Origin of the sequence: Enterobacter cloacae complex sp. 372C4 (assembly GCF_050030615.1) — a bacterium.
Taxonomy (GTDB): domain Bacteria; phylum Pseudomonadota; class Gammaproteobacteria; order Enterobacterales; family Enterobacteriaceae; genus Enterobacter; species Enterobacter intestinihominis.
This window is the reverse complement of record NZ_JBLGUQ010000001.1, coordinates 1,398,275-1,414,545: the sequence shown is the minus strand read 5'-3', so window position 1 is coordinate 1,414,545 and position 16,271 is coordinate 1,398,275. Positions and strand designations below refer to the sequence as shown.

Here is a 16,271-nt window from a genome sequence, read left to right as displayed (position 1 = left end):
ATGTGGAATATCTGGCCGTTTGGCCGTAAGTCTGAACCCTCAGAGCAGCGCAGCATGACCATTGATGAATTTCTGGCGATGGCAGGGATTCCAAATACCGGATCAGGCGAGTATGTGTCTGCGGGTACTGCGGAATCTCTGCCGGCGGTCATGAACGCCGTATCAGTTATCAGTGAGGCGGTGGCAACAATGCCCTGCTATCTCTACCGCGTCCGTAATGATAATGGTCGTGAGGCGCGAGAATGGCTGAGTAATCACCCGGTGGATTTTCTCCTGAACGAGCAGCCGAACGACTGCCAGACGCCTTATCAGTTTAAACGCACGATGATGCGCCATTGTCTGCTGAATGGTAACGCCTATGCGGTGATCCAGTGGGGCCGCGACGGCCAGCCGCAATCCCTGCACCCGTATGCGCCGGGGGCGGTTGTTCCTGAGCGTATCGGCCAGCATAAGTACAAATACACCGTTACAGAGCCGTTTACCGGGGCTGTGCGCACCTATCTACAGGAAGAGATTCTGCACCTGCGTTACTCCACCGATGATGGCTTTCTGGGGCGTTCGCCTATTACTACGTGCCGTGAGGCGCTGGGGTTAGGTCTGGCCCAACAGCGCCACGGTGCCAGCATTATGAAAGATGGCATGATGGCGGCGGGCGTCGTCACTACTGCTGAATGGCTCGACAGCGTGAAGGGTAAGCAGGCTCTGGACGCACTGGAGCGCTACAAAGGTGCCAGAAATGCCGGGAAAACGCCGATCCTTGAAGGTGGCATGGACTACAAGCAGCTTGGCATGAGCAATCAGGATGCCGAATGGCTGGCGTCGCGCCGGTTCTCCATTGAAGACATTGCCCGCATGTTCAACGTGTCGCCCATCTTCCTGCAGGAATACAGCAACAGCACCTACAGCAATTTCAGCGAAGCGAGCCGCGCCTTTCTCACCATGACCATGCGCCCGTGGCTGGCGAACTTCGAGCAACAAATCAAATCTGCTTTGCTGGTGGCCTCTCCGGTTCCGGGAACCCGTTATCAGGTGGAGTTTGACTCTGCTGACCTTCTCCGTGCCACACCTACCGAGCGTTACGCCACTTATGAGCGAGGCATTAAGAACGGGATCATGAACCCGAACGAAGCCCGTGAGCGCGAGGGGATGCCGCCGCGTGAAGGTGGTGACGAATTCAGCCAGGCATGGAAGCAGGAAGTGAAGATCAGCAAAGACGGCAAGGAAGGTGACGCATGAGAGCCGGGGGGCTGAGAAGCCGCGTCACTATTCGGGTATTCACTACCCACAGGGAGCCGTCCGGTCAGGTTGTTCAGGTCTGGGAAGACGGGGAAACCATATGGGCTGAGGTTAAGGGGATCAGTGGCCGAGAGTTAATGGCGTCAGGTGCCGAGGTTGCCGAAGCGACGATCCGCGTTTGGGTGCGTTTCCGCCGTGATATTACCGCAGCCAACCGTCTGAAAGTGCTTACTGGCCCGTTTGCTGGCAGCACTCTCAATATTATCGGGCCTCCTATTCCTGATTCGGAAGGTACCCGGCTGGAAATTCTCTGCAAGACAGGAACGGAAAAATGACAGCAGAAATCACCCTGGAAGAAGCAAAGCTGCATTGCCGTATTGATGATGATTATGAAGACACGCTGATACAGGCGTACATCGATGCGGCGCTGGAGGTTTGCCAGAAGCATATCGGCAAGCGGTTTGATAACGGGCTGGAGTTTACGCCAGCTATCAAGATTGGCTGTCTGATGTACGTATCTCAGCTGTACGAGTACCGCACGATGATTGGTGATACCGACGCCAAAGAGATACCGATGGCTGTCTCTGCGTTGTGGTCTGTCTATCGTGATGTGGGGGTGTACTGATGCCGTGGCAACCACTACGCCGGTGCAATGAGCCGGGATGTAATAAACGGGTGAAGTCTGGCAAGTGTGACGAGCATAAGCGGGATGCCCGCCGACAAAGCGACAGCCGAAGAGGTACGCGAACAGAGCGTGGTTACTCCAACCGCTGGGGCGAATACCGTCGTCATTTTCTAAAAGCTAATCCGCTGTGTGTCCATTGTCTCAAGGCTGGCGTCTATGCATCGGCAACTATCGTCGATCACATCATCCCTATCGAGGGTGAAGCTGATGTGCTGTTCTGGCCCGCCAGTAATCACCAGTCGTTATGCGCTGCCTGTCATGGACGGAAGACAACCACAACAGACCCGGTGACGAAGCAGCAGCGTAAAGCCGGTAAGTTCCGCGAGCAGGAAGAAGCAGCACGTCATCGCACCGACTGGATCTATGAGGCAAACAATGACTGAGCAGGAACAGCAGCGGCTGATTAGTGGGCTGATAAAGCAGCGCGAGGCATGGCAACCAGCCAGACAGAGAGCGCATAAGAAGCCCGTAGCAAAGCGCATGAGCCAGCGTGACCGGGAGCTTATGGAATGCTTTCGCAACCGCTGACAGGCCGAATGGACGGGGTGGGGGAGGTTTTCAGGACAAACCCCTCTCAGCGAGGAACCACCCGCCCCCTCAAATTTTTACGCACGGTGATTTTTTTGAAAATAAAACGCGATGGAAACGAGAAATTTTTATGGCAAGACCACCAAAACCGCCAGCTTACCTTGATGAGTTAGCCGCGCAGCAGTGGAAAGCGAAAGCGAAGCAACTGGCCGAGCGTGGCGATCTGACACCCGCCGACTGGAACAACCTTGAGCTTTTTTGCGTCAACTATTCGATGTACCGCAAAGCAGTGGAAGACCTTGCCAGCCGTGGGTTCAGCATTGTTAACAGCCAGGGGGGCGAGAGCCGAAATCCTGCACTGAGTGCAAAGGCTGATGCTGAAAAAATCATGATTAAAATGTCGTCGCTGCTGGGCTTTGATCCGGTAAGCCGCCGCCGTAACCCGGTAGAAACGGAAGAGGAGGACGAGCTTGACCGTCTGGAATGAGTACGCAAATGCGATAAAAACGGGCGAAATTCCGGCCTGTAAGCGCGTAAAACAGGCCGTGGAAAGGTACTTTTCAGACCTGAATGACCCCCGATATGAGTTCGATACGGCGACCGTAGAGCGGTTTATTGCGTTCTCGCGGCTCTGTCCTCACGTCAAAGGCCCGCTTCGGGGCCAGCCAATCGATCTGGAACCGTGGCAGCAGTTCGCCTTTGCTAACCTGCTGGGCTTTAAAGTTAGAGAGACAGGCCGCCGTAAGTACAGCAGCGCCTTTATTGAGGTGCCGCGCAAGAATGCCAAATCAACCGTGGCCGCCATGCTGGCTAACTGGTTTCTGGTAATGGAGAAGGGCCAGCAGGATATCTACACGGCGGCGGTAAGCCGGGATCAGGCCCGAATCGTGTTCGACGATGCCCGCCAGATGTGCCTGCTGTCAAAACCGCTGAAAAAGCGCGTCAATATCCAGGCGCATAAGGTCATTTTTCCGAAGAGCAACAGCCTGTTAAAGCCGCTGGCGGCGAAAGCGGCCACCATTGAAGGGACTAACCCCAGCCTGGCGATTGTCGATGAATACCACCTTCACCCGGATAACGGCGTTTATTCCGCCCTCGAGCTGGGTATGGGCGCACGTCCGGAGGCGATTTTGTTCGCTATCACTACCGCCGGGAGTAACGTTGTCTCTGCCTGTAAGCAGCATTATGACTACTGCTGTCAGATTCTGGCCGGGGAGGAGGGCAACGATTCGCTGTTTGTACTGATCTACGAGCTGGACGACGAAAGCGAGGTTGAGCAGCCTGAAATGTGGATCAAGGCTAACCCTAACCTGCATGTGTCCGTTGACGCAGCGAAACTAGAATCCACTATCCAGAAAGCCCGGGGTATACCGTCGCAGTGGGTGGAAATGCTGACCAAGCGTTTCAATATCTGGTGTCAGGGCTCCACTCCGTGGATGGGCGCCGGTGCATGGGATGCCTGTACGCTCGACTATACCGAAGACGATCTGGCCGGAATGGAGTGTTATGCCGGGTTTGACCTGTCCTCTACCAGCGACATCACCAGCGTAAGCTATGCGTTCCCGTTCGACAGGGAGATCAGACTCCTTACGCGTCATTATCTGCCGGAAGCGCAGCTGCTTAACGTCGCGAACAAAAACCGCGCCATCTACCGCCAGTGGGTGAAAGCGGGCTGGATACGCACCACCCCCGGCGACTGTATCGACTATGACCGCATCCGTGACGATATCCTGCGCGACGCTGAAACCTTCAATATCAGGCTGGTGGGTTTCGATACGTGGAACGCCACGCACCTGCGCACCCAGCTACAGGGGGCGGGCCTCGATGTGGAGCCGTTCCCGCAAACCTATCTCAAGTTCAGTCCTGTGGCGAAATCATTTGAGGTGTTCGTTAACCGTAAGGCGGTGCGCCATCGCGGCGATCCGGTTCTGGCCTGGGCGATTGGAAACGTGGTGATGGAGTCCGACGCTAACGCCAACATTAAGCCCAACAAAAAGAAATCCTCCAACAAGATAGACCCGGCTGTATCCGCGCTGATGGCGTTCGGCACCTTCCAGGCTGAGCATGAGGATTTTGCTTTCGATATGAGCGACAGCCACAAACAACGGCTGGCAACATTTAACGGTATCTGACAGGAGTAGAAAGATGAATACAGCAAACCATGAAACCATGAGCACGATCCTTTTGAGCGGCTCGCTGGCTAAACTTTTTGGCCGTACTCACCAGCGACTTATTGGCCCGACACGTGAGGCGTTTACTGCGTTATCCGCCACCATTCCCGGCTTTCAGAAATTCATGAATACCAGCAAAGCCCGAGGACTTACGTTCGCTGTATTCGTGGACAAAAAGAACGTCACTCAGGATGATCTCGATTTTCCGAACGGCAACAGGACGATTCGGATTGTTCCGATCATAATCGGGAGCAAGAAAGCGGGTATTTTGCAGACCATCATGGGCGCTGTTCTGGTGGCCGTGGGGGCAATCGCAACCTTTGGGTTCGGCCAGGCATGGGGCGTCAATGTTATGGTTGCAGGCGGTTCGATGATTGCTGGCGGTGTAATCCAGATGCTATCCCCTCAGCCTACAGGGCTGGCAAGCAAACAAAGTGCTGATAATAAAGCCTCATATGCGTTTGGTGGCGTTACTAATACTGCAGCGCAGGGCTATCCAGTACCATTGCTTTACGGTAAGCGCCGTATCGGCGGTGCAATCATATCGGCGGGTATCTATGTGGAGGATCAGCTTTGACAAATCAGGTGCAACTCTGGCCGGAAGGTGAGGTATTTACCCGAGAGGTATTGATACCGACGAAATACGAGCCATTACCAGTGGAGGTAACTTACACCGTTCCTCCTTTCGAGATCGTTGTCGAAACGTGGCAGAACAGAGACCCAGCTAAGGCTTACGCTCTGTTTAGACAGTTCATTGTTGACTGGGATCAGCAGGACAAACTCACCGACGATATTCTGATGTGCTTTCTGGCAGGCTACCCGGGAACCGATGAGGCTATTTTTGCCGGATGGTATGAGCATATGAAAGAAGTGCTGACGGTAAATGCGCAGCTCTTCGCAGATTACAGCCAGTCAATTAACTGAGGGTTTGTATGCTGGATCGGACTGTATTAGAGAAAGCAATAATGGTAGCGGCTGAGTTGCAGGGTCATGAACTTAACGGGCGAGATCGTCTAATGGTGCGTAATCGCGTTGCCGCTTGCCTGGCTGCGAAAGAACGCCACCGGCAAAGGATGGATGCCAAACCGTATCAATGGAGAAAGCCGGAAAGGCCAAGGTGATAAACCCAACCTATTAAAGCACTGGACTATGTTCTGGTGCTTTTTTATTTGTGCGAGCCAACGTGTATAAACATATGTATAAACACTAATAAAAAAGGCGCTTCCCCATGCCGAAGAGCGCCTTTTTAAACAAGCACTTAACTGACTAGTATCAGTTCATGCCGTATTTTTTCAATTTCTTACGCAGGGTACCACGGTTGATGCCCATCATCAGGGCAGCGCGGGTTTGATTACCACGGGTGTATTGCATCACCATGTCCAACAGTGGCTGTTCAACTTCAGCCAGTACCAGCTCATACAGGTCATTAACATCCTGACCGTTCAGTTGAGCAAAATAGTTCTTCAGTGCCTGTTTAACCGAGTCACGCAGGGGCTTTTGAGTCACCTGATCCTGAGAGTTAACGGTAGAAACGGTCAGTACGTCAGAATTTACGCGTTGTTCGAACATAGTTCTGTCAGCTCTTTATTTCATTACGCAAGATTTTCGAAGTATGCCTCCAACGCCTCCAGCTGTTCGCTGGCATCCTCAATGGCGTTGAATGTGCGCCGAAACTGGTCATTTGGAGCGTGCTCCTGGAGATACCAGGATACGTGTTTACGCGCAATTCGGTACCCTTTTGCCTGGCCGTAGTGGTCATGCAGTTCCCGAACATGCGAACAAAGCAAGCGCTTAACCTCTGCCAGAGGCAGCGGGGCAAGCAGCTCCCCAGTGTCCAGATAATGCTGGATTTCCCGAAAGATCCAGGGTCTTCCCTGAGCGGCACGTCCTATCATCAGAGCATCAGCTCCCGTATAGTCGAGCACAGCTCTGGCTTTAAGCGGGTCAGTTATGTCGCCATTCGCGATAATCGGAATGGAAACTTTCTGCTTAACTGCCCGAATGCTGTCGTATTCAGCTTCACCGTTGAACAAACAGGCGCGAGTGCGTCCATGAATGGTCAGGGCCTGAATGCCACAGTCTTCGGCCAGTTGGGCAATCTCTACACAGTTACGGTGTTCCGGCGACCAACCCGTGCGAATCTTCAACGTAACAGGAACGTCCACTGCGCTGACAACCGCCGTCAGGATTGACTTCACCTGGTCGGGGTATTGCAGAAGGGCTGAACCTGCAAGCTTGCGATTCACCTTTTTGGCCGGGCAACCCATATTGATATCAATAATCTGGGCGCCACTTTCCACGTTAATACGCGCGGCATCTGCCATCTCTTCAGGCACGCTTCCGGCAATTTGCACGGTGCGGATACCTGGCTCATCCACGTGCACCATCCGAAGGCGGGACTTGTCGCTTTCCCAAACCTGCGGGTTAGACGACATCATCTCGGAAACGGTTAATCCTGCTCCCATCTCGTAGCACAGCGTCCTGAACGGCCGGTCGGTAATACCTGCCATTGGGGCTGCGATCAGGCGATTTCTAAGCTGGTGGTGTCCGATGCGCATGAGTTAAGAAATGACCATACTGTGACTGCAAGGCGGCGTATATTACGCATTTTTTGCACGAGATGAAAGGCCAAACTTTGAACAATCCTCTGTTGTAGATCAAGGAATCGCCAGTCATTCTTTTCGGATAAGATTATTCGCTATTTAAATCATTGTGTTATGAAGAAATGAACATTTTGTGGGCGCTTACAATTTCCCGTAACTTCTCATCATTTCTGAATAAATGAATCAATTGGCCGGGATAATCTGCTGCGATATGCAGCAGATTATGGCGCTTCTTTGCGATCTGCGTCGCATTTCAGCACAGGATATCAGCGCAAAAAATCGGCTTATTCAACAACCAGACGGCCATGAAGCGGCTGAACCGGGCGGCTGTTTTCGTGGTGCATAGTGTGAGTGAATTTTTGCAGCTGTTCAGCAGAGACGGTCAGCGGATGCTTGAGCACCAACCATGTCACCCCTTCTGAGCACGGTGGCGTGGTCAGGGAGCCGCTAAAACGCCAGTAGGTTTTATCCGCAGGCAGTAATTTATTCATATCGAGGGTTGGCTTAATTGTAACGTTCTGGTCAACCTGTCCTGGCATCACGCCCCAGAGTTTATCCAGCTCAGTGTTTGCCGCGCCCTGATCGAACATAACGGCAACGACCGTCAGTTCGCCGTCAGCGTTTTTATGGACCAGATGCATTTCCATTGCGTATTTTTTACCGTGCACCGTGTTTTCGGATGGTGCATGGAAATGGAACTGCTGTAACGTCCAGCGCTGTTTATCAAGCGTGATGCTGTCGCGTGTATCGGCATTTTCACTCGCCTGGATAGTATGGCCGTTGTTTGTCAGAATGACCGGGCCGTCGATATAGTGCGTTTCCAGCGGAGAGATGTGGGCTTTGACCGTGTTGTCTATGTTGACCGGCGACTGATACATTCCGCTTTTACACGTCTTGTACGCCTCGTCCAGTTCGCCCCAGTGTTCCGGTGCGCCTTCTCCCTGATAGCTCCAGTGTGATGCGTAAGCCGTAGCCGAAATCATGCTCAGCGCCAGCAGCGCTGCCTTGCCTGAAATGTGTTTCATCGTATTCTTCCTGTGAATTTTATTATCCAAATCAATGATTAACATTATGATTTGTGAGGTTATTTTATCGAAGAAAGGATGAAGGGGGGAGAAAAAACCGAAGGGAAAAGGCGTGGTCAGACGACCACGCCAAAGGCTTATTTTTTACGACCGGTGATGCGACACCACTCTTCTTTCTCGACAACCGGGTCGAGCGCAAAGAGATCGGCGTAGGCTTCACAGACGCTGGCTGCCTGGCTGGCAAGGATACCGGACAGGCCCAGCAGACCGCCTTCAACCGGCAGCACGCTGATTAACGGCGCCAGCTCGCGTAACGGGCCAGCCAGGATATTCGCGACCACCACATCGGCTTTCATGGCCTCTGGCTGTGCATCGGGCAGATACAGTTCAAGGCGATCGGAAACGCCATTACGCTCGGCGTTATCACGGCTGGCCTGAATCGCCTGCGGATCGATGTCGATCCCGATGGCTTTTGCCGCGCCCAGTTTCAGCGCCGCGATAGCGAGGATCCCGGATCCGCAACCGAAGTCGATCACGGTTTTGCCTTCCAGATCCAGGCCATCCAGCCATTGCAGGCACAGGGAGGTTGTCGGATGGGTACCGGTGCCGAACGCCAGACCCGGATCCAGCATTACGTTGACCGCATTTTCATCGGGAACGTCGCGCCAGCTTGGGCAGATCCACAGACGCTGACCAAACTGCATCGGATGGAAGTTGTCCATCCACTCGCGTTCCCAGTCTTTGTCTTCCAGCTGTTCGATTTTATGCGCGAAACCCGCGCCCAGCAGCGGATGGTTTTCCAGAATCGCCACGACCTCTTTCATGTCGGTTTCTGCATCGAACAGGCCGATAACGTCCGTATCACCCCACAGGCGCGTTTCGCCTGGTAGCGGCTCAAAGACCGGCGTGTCATGCGTGTCCTGGAACGTGATAGAGACCGAACCGGCCTCCATCAGCGCATCACTCAGTTCTTCGGCGTTCGCGCCGGTTGTGTTCAGTTTCAATTGGATCCACGGCATGGCAAAACTCTTTATTTATCAGTAGAAATCAGGGTGGCGGGTGGAACGGGACGGCCAAAACGGTTACCCACCACAAACGCCAGTAAACTTAACAGTAACGAAGGCACGATCGGGTGAAAGCCAAGATACTGAATTTTCAACGTGGCGAGAACGGCATACAGGACGCCCCCGACAATCATGCCGCTTAATGCACCCGCGGCATTCGCGCGTTCCCAGTACAGCCCCAGCACCAGCGGCCACAGGAACACGGCTTCCAGCCCGCCAAAGGCGAGCAGGTTCAACCAGATGATCATCTCCGGTGGACGCCACGCGGCCAGCAGCAGCAACGCCCCCAGCACCAGGGTAATCACCGCCGACATGCGCTTGAGGCGTCGCTCATTTTCGACCTGTTCAGGGCGCAAATTCAGATAGAGATCTTTAATGATCGTAGCGGAACTTTGCAGCAACTGAGCGTTGATGGTCGACATAATGGCCGCCATGGGTGCGGCGAGGAAAATTCCGGCGGCAAACGGCGGAAGTACTTTCACCATCAGGGTTGGAATGACCAGATCCGGTACGGTAAGGTCAGGGATCACCGCGCGTCCCAGCGCGCCCGCCAGGTGCATACCAAACATCAGGATTGCCACCACAATTGTCCCGATAATAATCCCGCGGTGTACCGCTTTGCTGTCTTTATATGAGATGCAGCGCACGGCGGTATGCGGCAGGCCAATCACGCCAAAGCACACCAGCACCCAGAACGAGGTCATAAAGGTTGGAGAGAGGATGTCATCCGCCCCCTGCGGCGAGACCAGTTTCGGATCGATCGCTTCCAGGGTTTCAACCGCATGGCTCAGGCCCCCTGCGGCATGCACGATACCCACCAGCAGAACGAGAGTGCCAATGAGCATCACCATTCCCTGCATCGTATCGTTCAGAACGCTGGCACGGAACCCGCCAAACGCGGTGTACAGCGCGATACTCACACCGAAAATGACCAGACCCGTCTCGTAGGGGATCCCGGCTGCCGTTTCCAGCAGACGTGCGCCGCCGATAAACTGCACCGTCATCGCACCAATAAACGCCACCAGCAGACTCAGGCTTGCCAGCCATACCAGCAAGCGACTCTGATAGCGGGCAAACAGCATATCGTTCAGCGTCACGGCATTGTAGCGACGGGCCAGAATGGCAAACTTTTTACCCAGTATGCCCAGAGAGAGCCAGATGGCAGGCAGCTGGATCATGGCCAGCAGTACCCAGCCCAGTCCGTACTTATAAGCGGCGCCCGGGCCACCGATAAACGAGCTGGCGCTGATGTAAGTAGCGGTCAGCGTCATGGCCAGCACGACGCCACCCATTGAGCGGCTCCCGAGGAAATACTCGTTCAGAAAGGTGCCGGTCGAACGTTTACGCATCGCATAAACCGACAGGCCAAACACCAGGAACAGGTAAGCGACAAGCGGCAGAATGACTTCAAGCTGCATCATCGTCCTCCAGGGAGATATCGCGATAGATGAATTTCACCATCGCCCAGCACAGCACAATAAACACCAGCGGCAGCAGCAGGCAGGCCATTTCAAACCAGTGCGGGAGGCCGGTAATGCCAATCGCTGAATCAGGTAAGTAAGCAGTTACTAACCATGCAGCGAGATAGAGAAGGGTCAGCCACAGCGCCCAGCGCGCTTCTTTATGGGCCTGAACAAAACGTTTGTCCATTTTTTGTCCCTTGTGGATGAAGAAAGCGGGGATTGTACATGATGGGGCTTTGCGATCCCCAGAAATAAAAAAGGCCGGATAATCCGGCCTTTTAGCAACACTGGTCTCTTACTTCTCGTTCAGACCGAGTTTTTTCTCCAGGTAGTGGATGTTAGTACCACCATTCTGGAAGTGCTCGTCGCTCATGATGCGCATCTGGAGATCTACGTTGGTTTTGATCCCGTCGATGATCAGCTCCTGAAGGGCGTTCTTCATGCGGGCAATGGCCACGTCACGGTTTTCGCCGTAGCAGATCAGCTTACCGATCATTGAGTCATAGTACGGCGGTACGGTGTAACCGGCGTAAATATGGGACTCCCAGCGCACACCAAAGCCACCCGGCGCGTGGAAACGCGTGATTTTACCCGGGCTTGGCAGGAAGGTGTTCGGGTCTTCGGCGTTGATACGGCACTCTACCGCATGGCCTTTAACCACAACTTCTTCCTGTTTGATGGACAGCGGCTGACCGGCTGCGATACGCAGCTGTTCTTTGATCAGGTCAACGCCGGTGATCATTTCGGTAACCGGGTGTTCAACCTGAATACGGGTGTTCATCTCAATGAAGTAGAACTCGCCGTTTTCGAACAGGAACTCAAAGGTACCCGCCCCGCGATAGCCGATATCGACACACGCTTTGGCGCAACGCTCACCGATGTAGCGACGCAGTTCCGGCGTAATGCCCGGCGCTGGCGCTTCTTCGACGACTTTCTGGTGACGACGCTGCATGGAGCAGTCACGTTCAGCCAGATAGATCGCGTTGCCCTGACCGTCAGCCAGCACCTGAATTTCGATGTGGCGTGGGTTTTCCAGGTATTTTTCCATGTACACCATGTCATTGCTGAAAGCCGCTTTCGCTTCCGCTTTGGTCATGGAGATGGACTGCGCCAGTTCAGCATCGCTGCGTACAACGCGCATACCGCGACCGCCGCCGCCGCCAGACGCCTTGATGATAACCGGGTAGCCAATGCGTTTAGCATGGGCGCGGTTAGCATCCATATCGTCGGTCAGCGGGCCGTCAGAGCCCGGTACGGTTGGCACGCCGGCTTTTTTCATCGCGGTGATGGCAGACACTTTGTCACCCATCAGGCGAATGGTGTCGGCTTTCGGGCCAATGAAGATAAAGCCAGAGCGTTCAACCTGCTCAGCAAAGTTGGCGTTCTCAGAGAGGAAACCATAACCCGGGTGAATCGCGACCGCGCCAGTGATTTCGGCGGCGCTGATGATCGCCGGGATGTTCAGATAGCTTTTTACGGACGGAGCCGGACCGATACAGACCGTCTCATCCGCCAGCAATACGTGTTTTAAATCGCGATCCGCGCTTGAGTGCACGGCCACGGTCTTGATGCCCAGTTCTTTACAGGCACGAAGAATACGCAGTGCAATCTCGCCACGGTTGGCGATAACAATTTTATCCAGCATGTTCGCCTCGTTACTCGATGACGACCAGCGGCTCGTCAAATTCTACCGGCTGACCACTTTCGACCAGAATCGCTTTCACAGTACCTGATTTGTCTGCTTCGATCTGGTTCATCATTTTCATGGCTTCAACGATGCACAGGGTATCGCCTACGTTGACTTTCTGACCCACTTCGATGAACGCTTTCGCGTCCGGGCTCGGGGTGCGGTAGAAAGTACCAACCATTGGGGAACGTACGATGTGACCACTGATTTCTGCAGCTGCTGCAGGTGCGGCTTCTGCTGCTGGTGCAACGGCTGCGGAGAGCGCAGGCTGCTGCACTGGCGCAGCATAAGCTTGCTGCATTACCGGGAAGCTAGCGGCTGGGGCTGCACGGCTGATGCGTACAGACTCTTCGCCTTCAGAAATTTCCAGTTCGGAGATGCCTGATTCTTCAACCAGCTCGATCAGTTTTTTAATCTTACGAATATCCATGAGTGGGTTCCGTACTCTTGTTTAGTGTGATTGTGACAAGCGTTTTACCGCTGTCTGTAAAGCGTATGAATAGCCGTCTGCACCCAGCCCACATATCACGCCAGCGGCGATATCTGACAAGTAGGAATGGTGGCGGAACGGCTCTCGGGCGTGCACGTTACTCAGATGGATCTCGATAAACGGGATACTCACCGCGAGCAGTGCGTCGCGTATAGCAACACTGGTGTGCGTAAACGCGGCCGGATTGATCAGGATATAGTCCACAGTGTCTTTAGCCTGATGAATACGGTCGATGATTGCGTACTCCGCGTTTGACTGAAAATGGTCCAAATCCACATTCAGCGAGGCTGCTTCCGTACCCAGACGGTTAACAATTTCGCTCAATGTCAGCGTGCCGTACTTCTCTGGCTCACGGGTGCCGAGCATGTTCAGGTTCGGTCCGTTCAATACTAAAATTTGGAATTTGTCAGCCATTGTGCCGCTATCTCCTGCGATTTTCGGGTAAAAAACAACATATACCCTCAATACGCAATTGTCACCCTTTCAGAGGCCAAAAACCCCTGTCCGGAAAACCGAAGTCGCACATTATAACGATTTCGTAGCATTTGGCAGCTAAATACTGGTCTTATCAGGGAAGATTATCAACCGCTATCCGAAAAAGATTCGCGGCTGATAAATAATCTGCGGGAAAACGCACAGTTTCGTGGACTATCGTACCCACTGGCGGAACTTCTTATAACGCCATGCTAAAAGGGCCAATGCCAGCAGGGCGTAGATGACCGGCTGAGGAGATAATATCTTCACCGACCACAGGTAATGGATGGGCGCGAGGATCGCGACAAGATAGACGAAGTTGTGCAGCAGTTGCCAGCGCCGTCCCATTTTTCGCTGCGCGTACTGCGTGGATGTCAGCGTCAGCGCCAGTAAAACCAGCCAGCTTACGATACCCAGCGTCAGATAAGGACGCGTAACCAGTTCGCTGCCAAGGAGTGCCAGGTTGTTAATGCCCAGTTCCAGCAGGGCGTAACTGGTGAGATGCAGCGTCGCCCAGGCAAAACACCATAGCCCCAAAAGCCGACGGGTACGTATTAGCAATGGCTGTTTAGCGTAGCGCGCAAGCGGTGAGACGAGCAAGGTCGCCAGCAAAAATTTCAGAGCCATCCGACCCGTAAAATGCTGAATATCTTTAGCCGGATCGGCACTGAACTGTCCCTGGCTGGCTGCCCAAAAGAGCCAGATAAAGGGGAGCAATCCGGCTAAATGCAGGAGTACCTTCAGCCAGGTTATCTGCTTTGCCGTTAAACGCACTTAGAAGTTCTCCCGTAAATTCAGCCCACGATAGAGGGATGCCACCTCATCTGCATAGCCGTTAAACAGCAGCGTTGGCTGGCGTTTAACATCCAGCGCGCCGCCGGAACCGATAAAACGTTCCGTCGCTTGCGACCAGCGTGGATGATCAACGTGCGGGTTAACGTTGGCAAAAAAACCATACTCATCTGGCGCTGCGAGGTTCCAGGTGGTGGGTGGGCGTTCACGGGTGAGCTTAATGCTGACGATCGATTTGATGCCCTTGAAACCGTATTTCCACGGTACGGTCAGGCGAATGGGCGCCCCGTTTTGCGGCGGCAGCGCTTTGCCGTAAACCCCGACGGTGAGCAGCGTAAGCGGATGCATGGCTTCATCGAGACGTAAACCTTCAACGTAGGGATACTCCAGCCCGCCGCCGATAAACCGATCCTTCTGGCCTGGCATCTCGTCCGGGGCATAGCGCGTCTGGAAAGAAACATACTTCGCGTTGCTGGTGGGCTCAACCAGCGCCAGCAGTTTATGCAAAGGGAAACCTACCCACGGCACCACCATCGACCAGGCTTCCACACAGCGCAAACGGTAAATGCGTTCTTCAAGTGGGAAGCGGGTGGTGAGGTCATGATGATCCAGCGTCAGCGGCTTTGCCACTTCGCCATCAATCTTCAGCGTCCAGGGATCGGTTTTCATGCTCCCGGCGTTGGCGGCAGGATCGGCCTTATCGAGGCCAAACTCATAGAAGTTGTTATAGCCGGTGACTTTATCTTCCGGCGTCAACGTCAGTTTATTCTGCCACTGCGCCGGTTTCGTGAAGTTAAGCGGTGCGCCAGAGGGGGCTTTCGGGCGGTCGTTGCCCTTAAACCAGTCGAGCAGATCGGCGTGGGCCGCAGGGGTGAGCGTCAGGGCAGTGGCGCTGATGCCAAGCATTTTCAGGATCTGGCGACGCTGTAGCATAAAGACAGACTCGGACGTTACGTCGGCTTCCGTCAGTTTTCGGGTTTTCATGGCATCCTCCGTCAGGCGTTTTTCTAAGCATGACGGAGGAGGAGGGTTAGCGCGAATATGTCACGAAAATTTGAAGATTAGGCGATTTTAACCAGCGCACGACCGTGGAACTGGTTGTCCATGATTTTATTGGCGTACTCTGGCGCCTGGCTCAGGGTAATCTCAGTGGCGCTCTGCTCATAGAATGAGGCTGGCAGATCCCGCGCCAGACGTTCCCAGGCCTCAGCCCGCCGCTCGGCTGGGGTCATGACCGAATCGACACCCTGAAGACGCACGTTACGCAGAATAAATGGCATCACCGTCGTCGGCAGGGCAAAACCACCCGCCAGACCACAGGCCGCCACGCAGCCACCGTAATTCATTTGCGCCAGCACCTTCGCCAGCACTTTGTCGCCGACGGTATCTACAGCGCCAGCCCAGACCTGTTTTTCCAGCGGACGGGTCTCGGCGAATTCGTCGCGGCTCAGAATACGGCTTGCGCCCAACTGACGTAGATAATCATGCGTACTTTCGCGGCCAGAGACGGCGGCGACCTGGTACCCCAGCTTGTGCAGCAGCGTGACGGCCGTGCTGCCCACGCCACCGCTGGCGCCGGTCACGACAATTTCGCCAGAGTCAGGACGGATCCCGGCCTCTTCCAGCGCCATCACGCAGAGCATGGCGGTGAAACCTGCCGTGCCGACGATCATCGCCTTACGGCCGTCCAGGCCTTTCGGCATCGGGACCAGCCAGTCACCTTTTACGCGCGCCTGCGCTGCCAGTCCTCCCCAGTGGTTTTCACCTACGCCCCAGCCGGTGAGCAGCACCTGCTGTCCGGCGTGAAAACGCGGATCTTCACTGGTATGCACGCGACCAGCCAAGTCGATGCCTGGCACCATTGGGAAATTTCGGATGATTTTACCTTTTCCCGTAATGGCCAGTGCATCTTTATAGTTCAGGCTTGACCAGTCGATATCTACGGTCACGTCGCCCTCCGGCAGGCGGCTCTCGTCAATGGCTTGCACCGAGGCAACGGTTTTGCCGTCCTGCTGTTCTAAGATCAAAGCCTGCATACAGGGTCCTCACTAGG

General features: G+C 54.3%; 20 protein-coding genes. 8 read left to right on the top strand and 12 right to left on the bottom strand.

The genetic code is table 11. The annotated features are described in order from the left end of the window. The 8 genes from ACQG11_RS06760 (at position 1) to ACQG11_RS06725 (ending at position 5,544) form a co-directional block, all read left to right on the top strand. A complete protein-coding gene (locus ACQG11_RS06760; RefSeq protein ID WP_045338305.1) occupies positions 1-1,236 on the top strand; it encodes a phage portal protein in 1,236 nt (411 codons plus the stop codon). After that, entirely contained in the window at positions 1,233-1,571 is a 339-nt protein-coding gene (locus ACQG11_RS06755) for a phage head closure protein (protein ID WP_001201224.1), read from the top strand. Before ACQG11_RS06760 ends, ACQG11_RS06755 begins: the two co-directional genes overlap by 4 nt. Further along, complete coding sequence (locus tag ACQG11_RS06750) at positions 1,568-1,861, top strand: head-tail connector protein (protein ID WP_045325314.1); 294 nt, start codon at positions 1,568-1,570, stop codon at positions 1,859-1,861. Before ACQG11_RS06755 ends, ACQG11_RS06750 begins: the two co-directional genes overlap by 4 nt. Beyond that, on the top strand, positions 1,861-2,304 hold the full coding sequence (locus ACQG11_RS06745) for an HNH endonuclease (RefSeq protein WP_001145894.1): 444 nt from the start codon (positions 1,861-1,863) through the stop codon (positions 2,302-2,304). The genes ACQG11_RS06750 and ACQG11_RS06745 overlap by 1 nt, the downstream gene beginning before the upstream one ends. A gap of 275 nt (positions 2,305-2,579) precedes the next feature. Next, positions 2,580-2,936, top strand: coding sequence for a phage terminase small subunit P27 family (locus ACQG11_RS06740; protein ID WP_000113647.1), 357 nt, complete (start codon positions 2,580-2,582; stop codon positions 2,934-2,936). Next, positions 2,920-4,581, top strand: coding sequence for a terminase large subunit (locus ACQG11_RS06735; RefSeq protein WP_063962766.1), 1,662 nt, complete (start codon positions 2,920-2,922; stop codon positions 4,579-4,581). Before ACQG11_RS06740 ends, ACQG11_RS06735 begins: the two co-directional genes overlap by 17 nt. Before the next feature lie 13 nt (positions 4,582-4,594). Beyond that, positions 4,595-5,197 (top strand): tail assembly protein, encoded by a 603-nt coding sequence (locus ACQG11_RS06730; RefSeq protein WP_040214902.1) that lies wholly within the window; start codon positions 4,595-4,597, stop codon positions 5,195-5,197. Beyond that, positions 5,194-5,544 carry a hypothetical protein gene (locus ACQG11_RS06725; RefSeq protein ID WP_230068996.1) on the top strand — a complete coding sequence of 117 codons (351 nt, stop codon included), beginning with the start codon at positions 5,194-5,196 and terminating at the stop codon, positions 5,542-5,544. Before ACQG11_RS06730 ends, ACQG11_RS06725 begins: the two co-directional genes overlap by 4 nt. A gap of 348 nt (positions 5,545-5,892) precedes the next feature. Here the strand turns inward: ACQG11_RS06725 and fis are convergent, their stop codons facing one another. From fis to ACQG11_RS06665, 12 genes are all read right to left on the bottom strand, one after another. Beyond that, the gene (gene fis, locus ACQG11_RS06720; protein ID WP_000462905.1) at positions 5,893-6,189 is read right to left on the bottom strand and encodes a DNA-binding transcriptional regulator Fis; all 297 of its coding nucleotides are present in this window, start codon (positions 6,187-6,189) and stop codon (positions 5,893-5,895) included. A gap of 23 nt (positions 6,190-6,212) precedes the next feature. After that, positions 6,213-7,178 (bottom strand): tRNA dihydrouridine synthase DusB, encoded by a 966-nt coding sequence (gene dusB / locus ACQG11_RS06715; protein ID WP_006812176.1) that lies wholly within the window; start codon positions 7,176-7,178, stop codon positions 6,213-6,215. A gap of 329 nt (positions 7,179-7,507) precedes the next feature. Further along, the gene (locus tag ACQG11_RS06710) at positions 7,508-8,248 is read right to left on the bottom strand and encodes a carbonic anhydrase (RefSeq protein WP_038416814.1); all 741 of its coding nucleotides are present in this window, start codon (positions 8,246-8,248) and stop codon (positions 7,508-7,510) included. Between the two features lie 137 nt (positions 8,249-8,385). After that, the gene (gene prmA, locus ACQG11_RS06705) at positions 8,386-9,267 is read right to left on the bottom strand and encodes a 50S ribosomal protein L11 methyltransferase (RefSeq protein ID WP_038416812.1); all 882 of its coding nucleotides are present in this window, start codon (positions 9,265-9,267) and stop codon (positions 8,386-8,388) included. An 11-nt stretch (positions 9,268-9,278) separates the two neighbouring features. Beyond that, on the bottom strand, positions 9,279-10,730 hold the full coding sequence (gene panF, locus ACQG11_RS06700; protein WP_022649570.1) for a sodium/pantothenate symporter: 1,452 nt from the start codon (positions 10,728-10,730) through the stop codon (positions 9,279-9,281). Beyond that, positions 10,720-10,962 carry a YhdT family protein gene (locus ACQG11_RS06695; protein ID WP_022649569.1) on the bottom strand — a complete coding sequence of 81 codons (243 nt, stop codon included), beginning with the start codon at positions 10,960-10,962 and terminating at the stop codon, positions 10,720-10,722. Before ACQG11_RS06695 ends, panF begins: the two co-directional genes overlap by 11 nt. Before the next feature lie 108 nt (positions 10,963-11,070). Then, positions 11,071-12,420: an acetyl-CoA carboxylase biotin carboxylase subunit gene (gene accC, locus ACQG11_RS06690; RefSeq protein WP_003860388.1), complete on the bottom strand. Its 1,350-nt coding sequence runs from the start codon at positions 12,418-12,420 to the stop codon at positions 11,071-11,073. A 10-nt stretch (positions 12,421-12,430) separates the two neighbouring features. After that, positions 12,431-12,892, bottom strand: coding sequence for an acetyl-CoA carboxylase biotin carboxyl carrier protein (gene accB / locus ACQG11_RS06685; protein WP_010436174.1), 462 nt, complete (start codon positions 12,890-12,892; stop codon positions 12,431-12,433). A gap of 21 nt (positions 12,893-12,913) precedes the next feature. Further along, positions 12,914-13,366 carry a type II 3-dehydroquinate dehydratase gene (gene aroQ, locus ACQG11_RS06680; protein WP_022649568.1) on the bottom strand — a complete coding sequence of 151 codons (453 nt, stop codon included), beginning with the start codon at positions 13,364-13,366 and terminating at the stop codon, positions 12,914-12,916. Between the two features lie 234 nt (positions 13,367-13,600). Continuing rightward, a complete protein-coding gene (msrQ, locus tag ACQG11_RS06675) occupies positions 13,601-14,200 on the bottom strand; it encodes a protein-methionine-sulfoxide reductase heme-binding subunit MsrQ (RefSeq protein WP_022649567.1) in 600 nt (199 codons plus the stop codon). Continuing rightward, on the bottom strand, positions 14,201-15,202 hold the full coding sequence (msrP, locus tag ACQG11_RS06670) for a protein-methionine-sulfoxide reductase catalytic subunit MsrP (protein WP_426728267.1): 1,002 nt from the start codon (positions 15,200-15,202) through the stop codon (positions 14,201-14,203). 77 nt (positions 15,203-15,279) lie between these two features. Then, positions 15,280-16,254, bottom strand: a complete 975-nt coding sequence (locus ACQG11_RS06665) for an MDR family oxidoreductase (protein ID WP_023298743.1) — start codon at positions 16,252-16,254, stop codon at positions 15,280-15,282. Positions 16,255-16,271: the final 17 nt, after the last annotated feature.

Bases quoted from the DNA above. Each gene is read 5' to 3' on its own strand.
- ACQG11_RS06755 (WP_001201224.1), top strand. From the start codon at position 1,233: ATGAGAGCCGGGGGGCTGAGAAGCCGCGTCACTATTCGGGTATTCACT.
- accB (WP_010436174.1), bottom strand. From the start codon at position 12,892: ATGGATATTCGTAAGATTAAAAAACTGATCGAGCTGGTTGAAGAATCA.
- ACQG11_RS06730 (WP_040214902.1), top strand. From the start codon at position 4,595: ATGAATACAGCAAACCATGAAACCATGAGCACGATCCTTTTGAGCGGC.
- dusB (WP_006812176.1), bottom strand. From the start codon at position 7,178: ATGCGCATCGGACACCACCAGCTTAGAAATCGCCTGATCGCAGCCCCA.
- ACQG11_RS06745 (WP_001145894.1), top strand. From the start codon at position 1,861: ATGCCGTGGCAACCACTACGCCGGTGCAATGAGCCGGGATGTAATAAA.
- ACQG11_RS06695 (WP_022649569.1), bottom strand. From the start codon at position 10,962: ATGGACAAACGTTTTGTTCAGGCCCATAAAGAAGCGCGCTGGGCGCTG.
- prmA (WP_038416812.1), bottom strand. From the start codon at position 9,267: ATGCCGTGGATCCAATTGAAACTGAACACAACCGGCGCGAACGCCGAA.
- ACQG11_RS06760 (WP_045338305.1), top strand. From the start codon at position 1: ATGTGGAATATCTGGCCGTTTGGCCGTAAGTCTGAACCCTCAGAGCAG.
- msrP (WP_426728267.1), bottom strand. From the start codon at position 15,202: ATGAAAACCCGAAAACTGACGGAAGCCGACGTAACGTCCGAGTCTGTC.
- panF (WP_022649570.1), bottom strand. From the start codon at position 10,730: ATGCAGCTTGAAGTCATTCTGCCGCTTGTCGCTTACCTGTTCCTGGTG.
- fis (WP_000462905.1), bottom strand. From the start codon at position 6,189: ATGTTCGAACAACGCGTAAATTCTGACGTACTGACCGTTTCTACCGTT.
- ACQG11_RS06750 (WP_045325314.1), top strand. From the start codon at position 1,568: ATGACAGCAGAAATCACCCTGGAAGAAGCAAAGCTGCATTGCCGTATT.
- ACQG11_RS06665 (WP_023298743.1), bottom strand. From the start codon at position 16,254: ATGCAGGCTTTGATCTTAGAACAGCAGGACGGCAAAACCGTTGCCTCG.
- aroQ (WP_022649568.1), bottom strand. From the start codon at position 13,366: ATGGCTGACAAATTCCAAATTTTAGTATTGAACGGACCGAACCTGAAC.
- ACQG11_RS06710 (WP_038416814.1), bottom strand. From the start codon at position 8,248: ATGAAACACATTTCAGGCAAGGCAGCGCTGCTGGCGCTGAGCATGATT.
- accC (WP_003860388.1), bottom strand. From the start codon at position 12,420: ATGCTGGATAAAATTGTTATCGCCAACCGTGGCGAGATTGCACTGCGT.
- ACQG11_RS06740 (WP_000113647.1), top strand. From the start codon at position 2,580: ATGGCAAGACCACCAAAACCGCCAGCTTACCTTGATGAGTTAGCCGCG.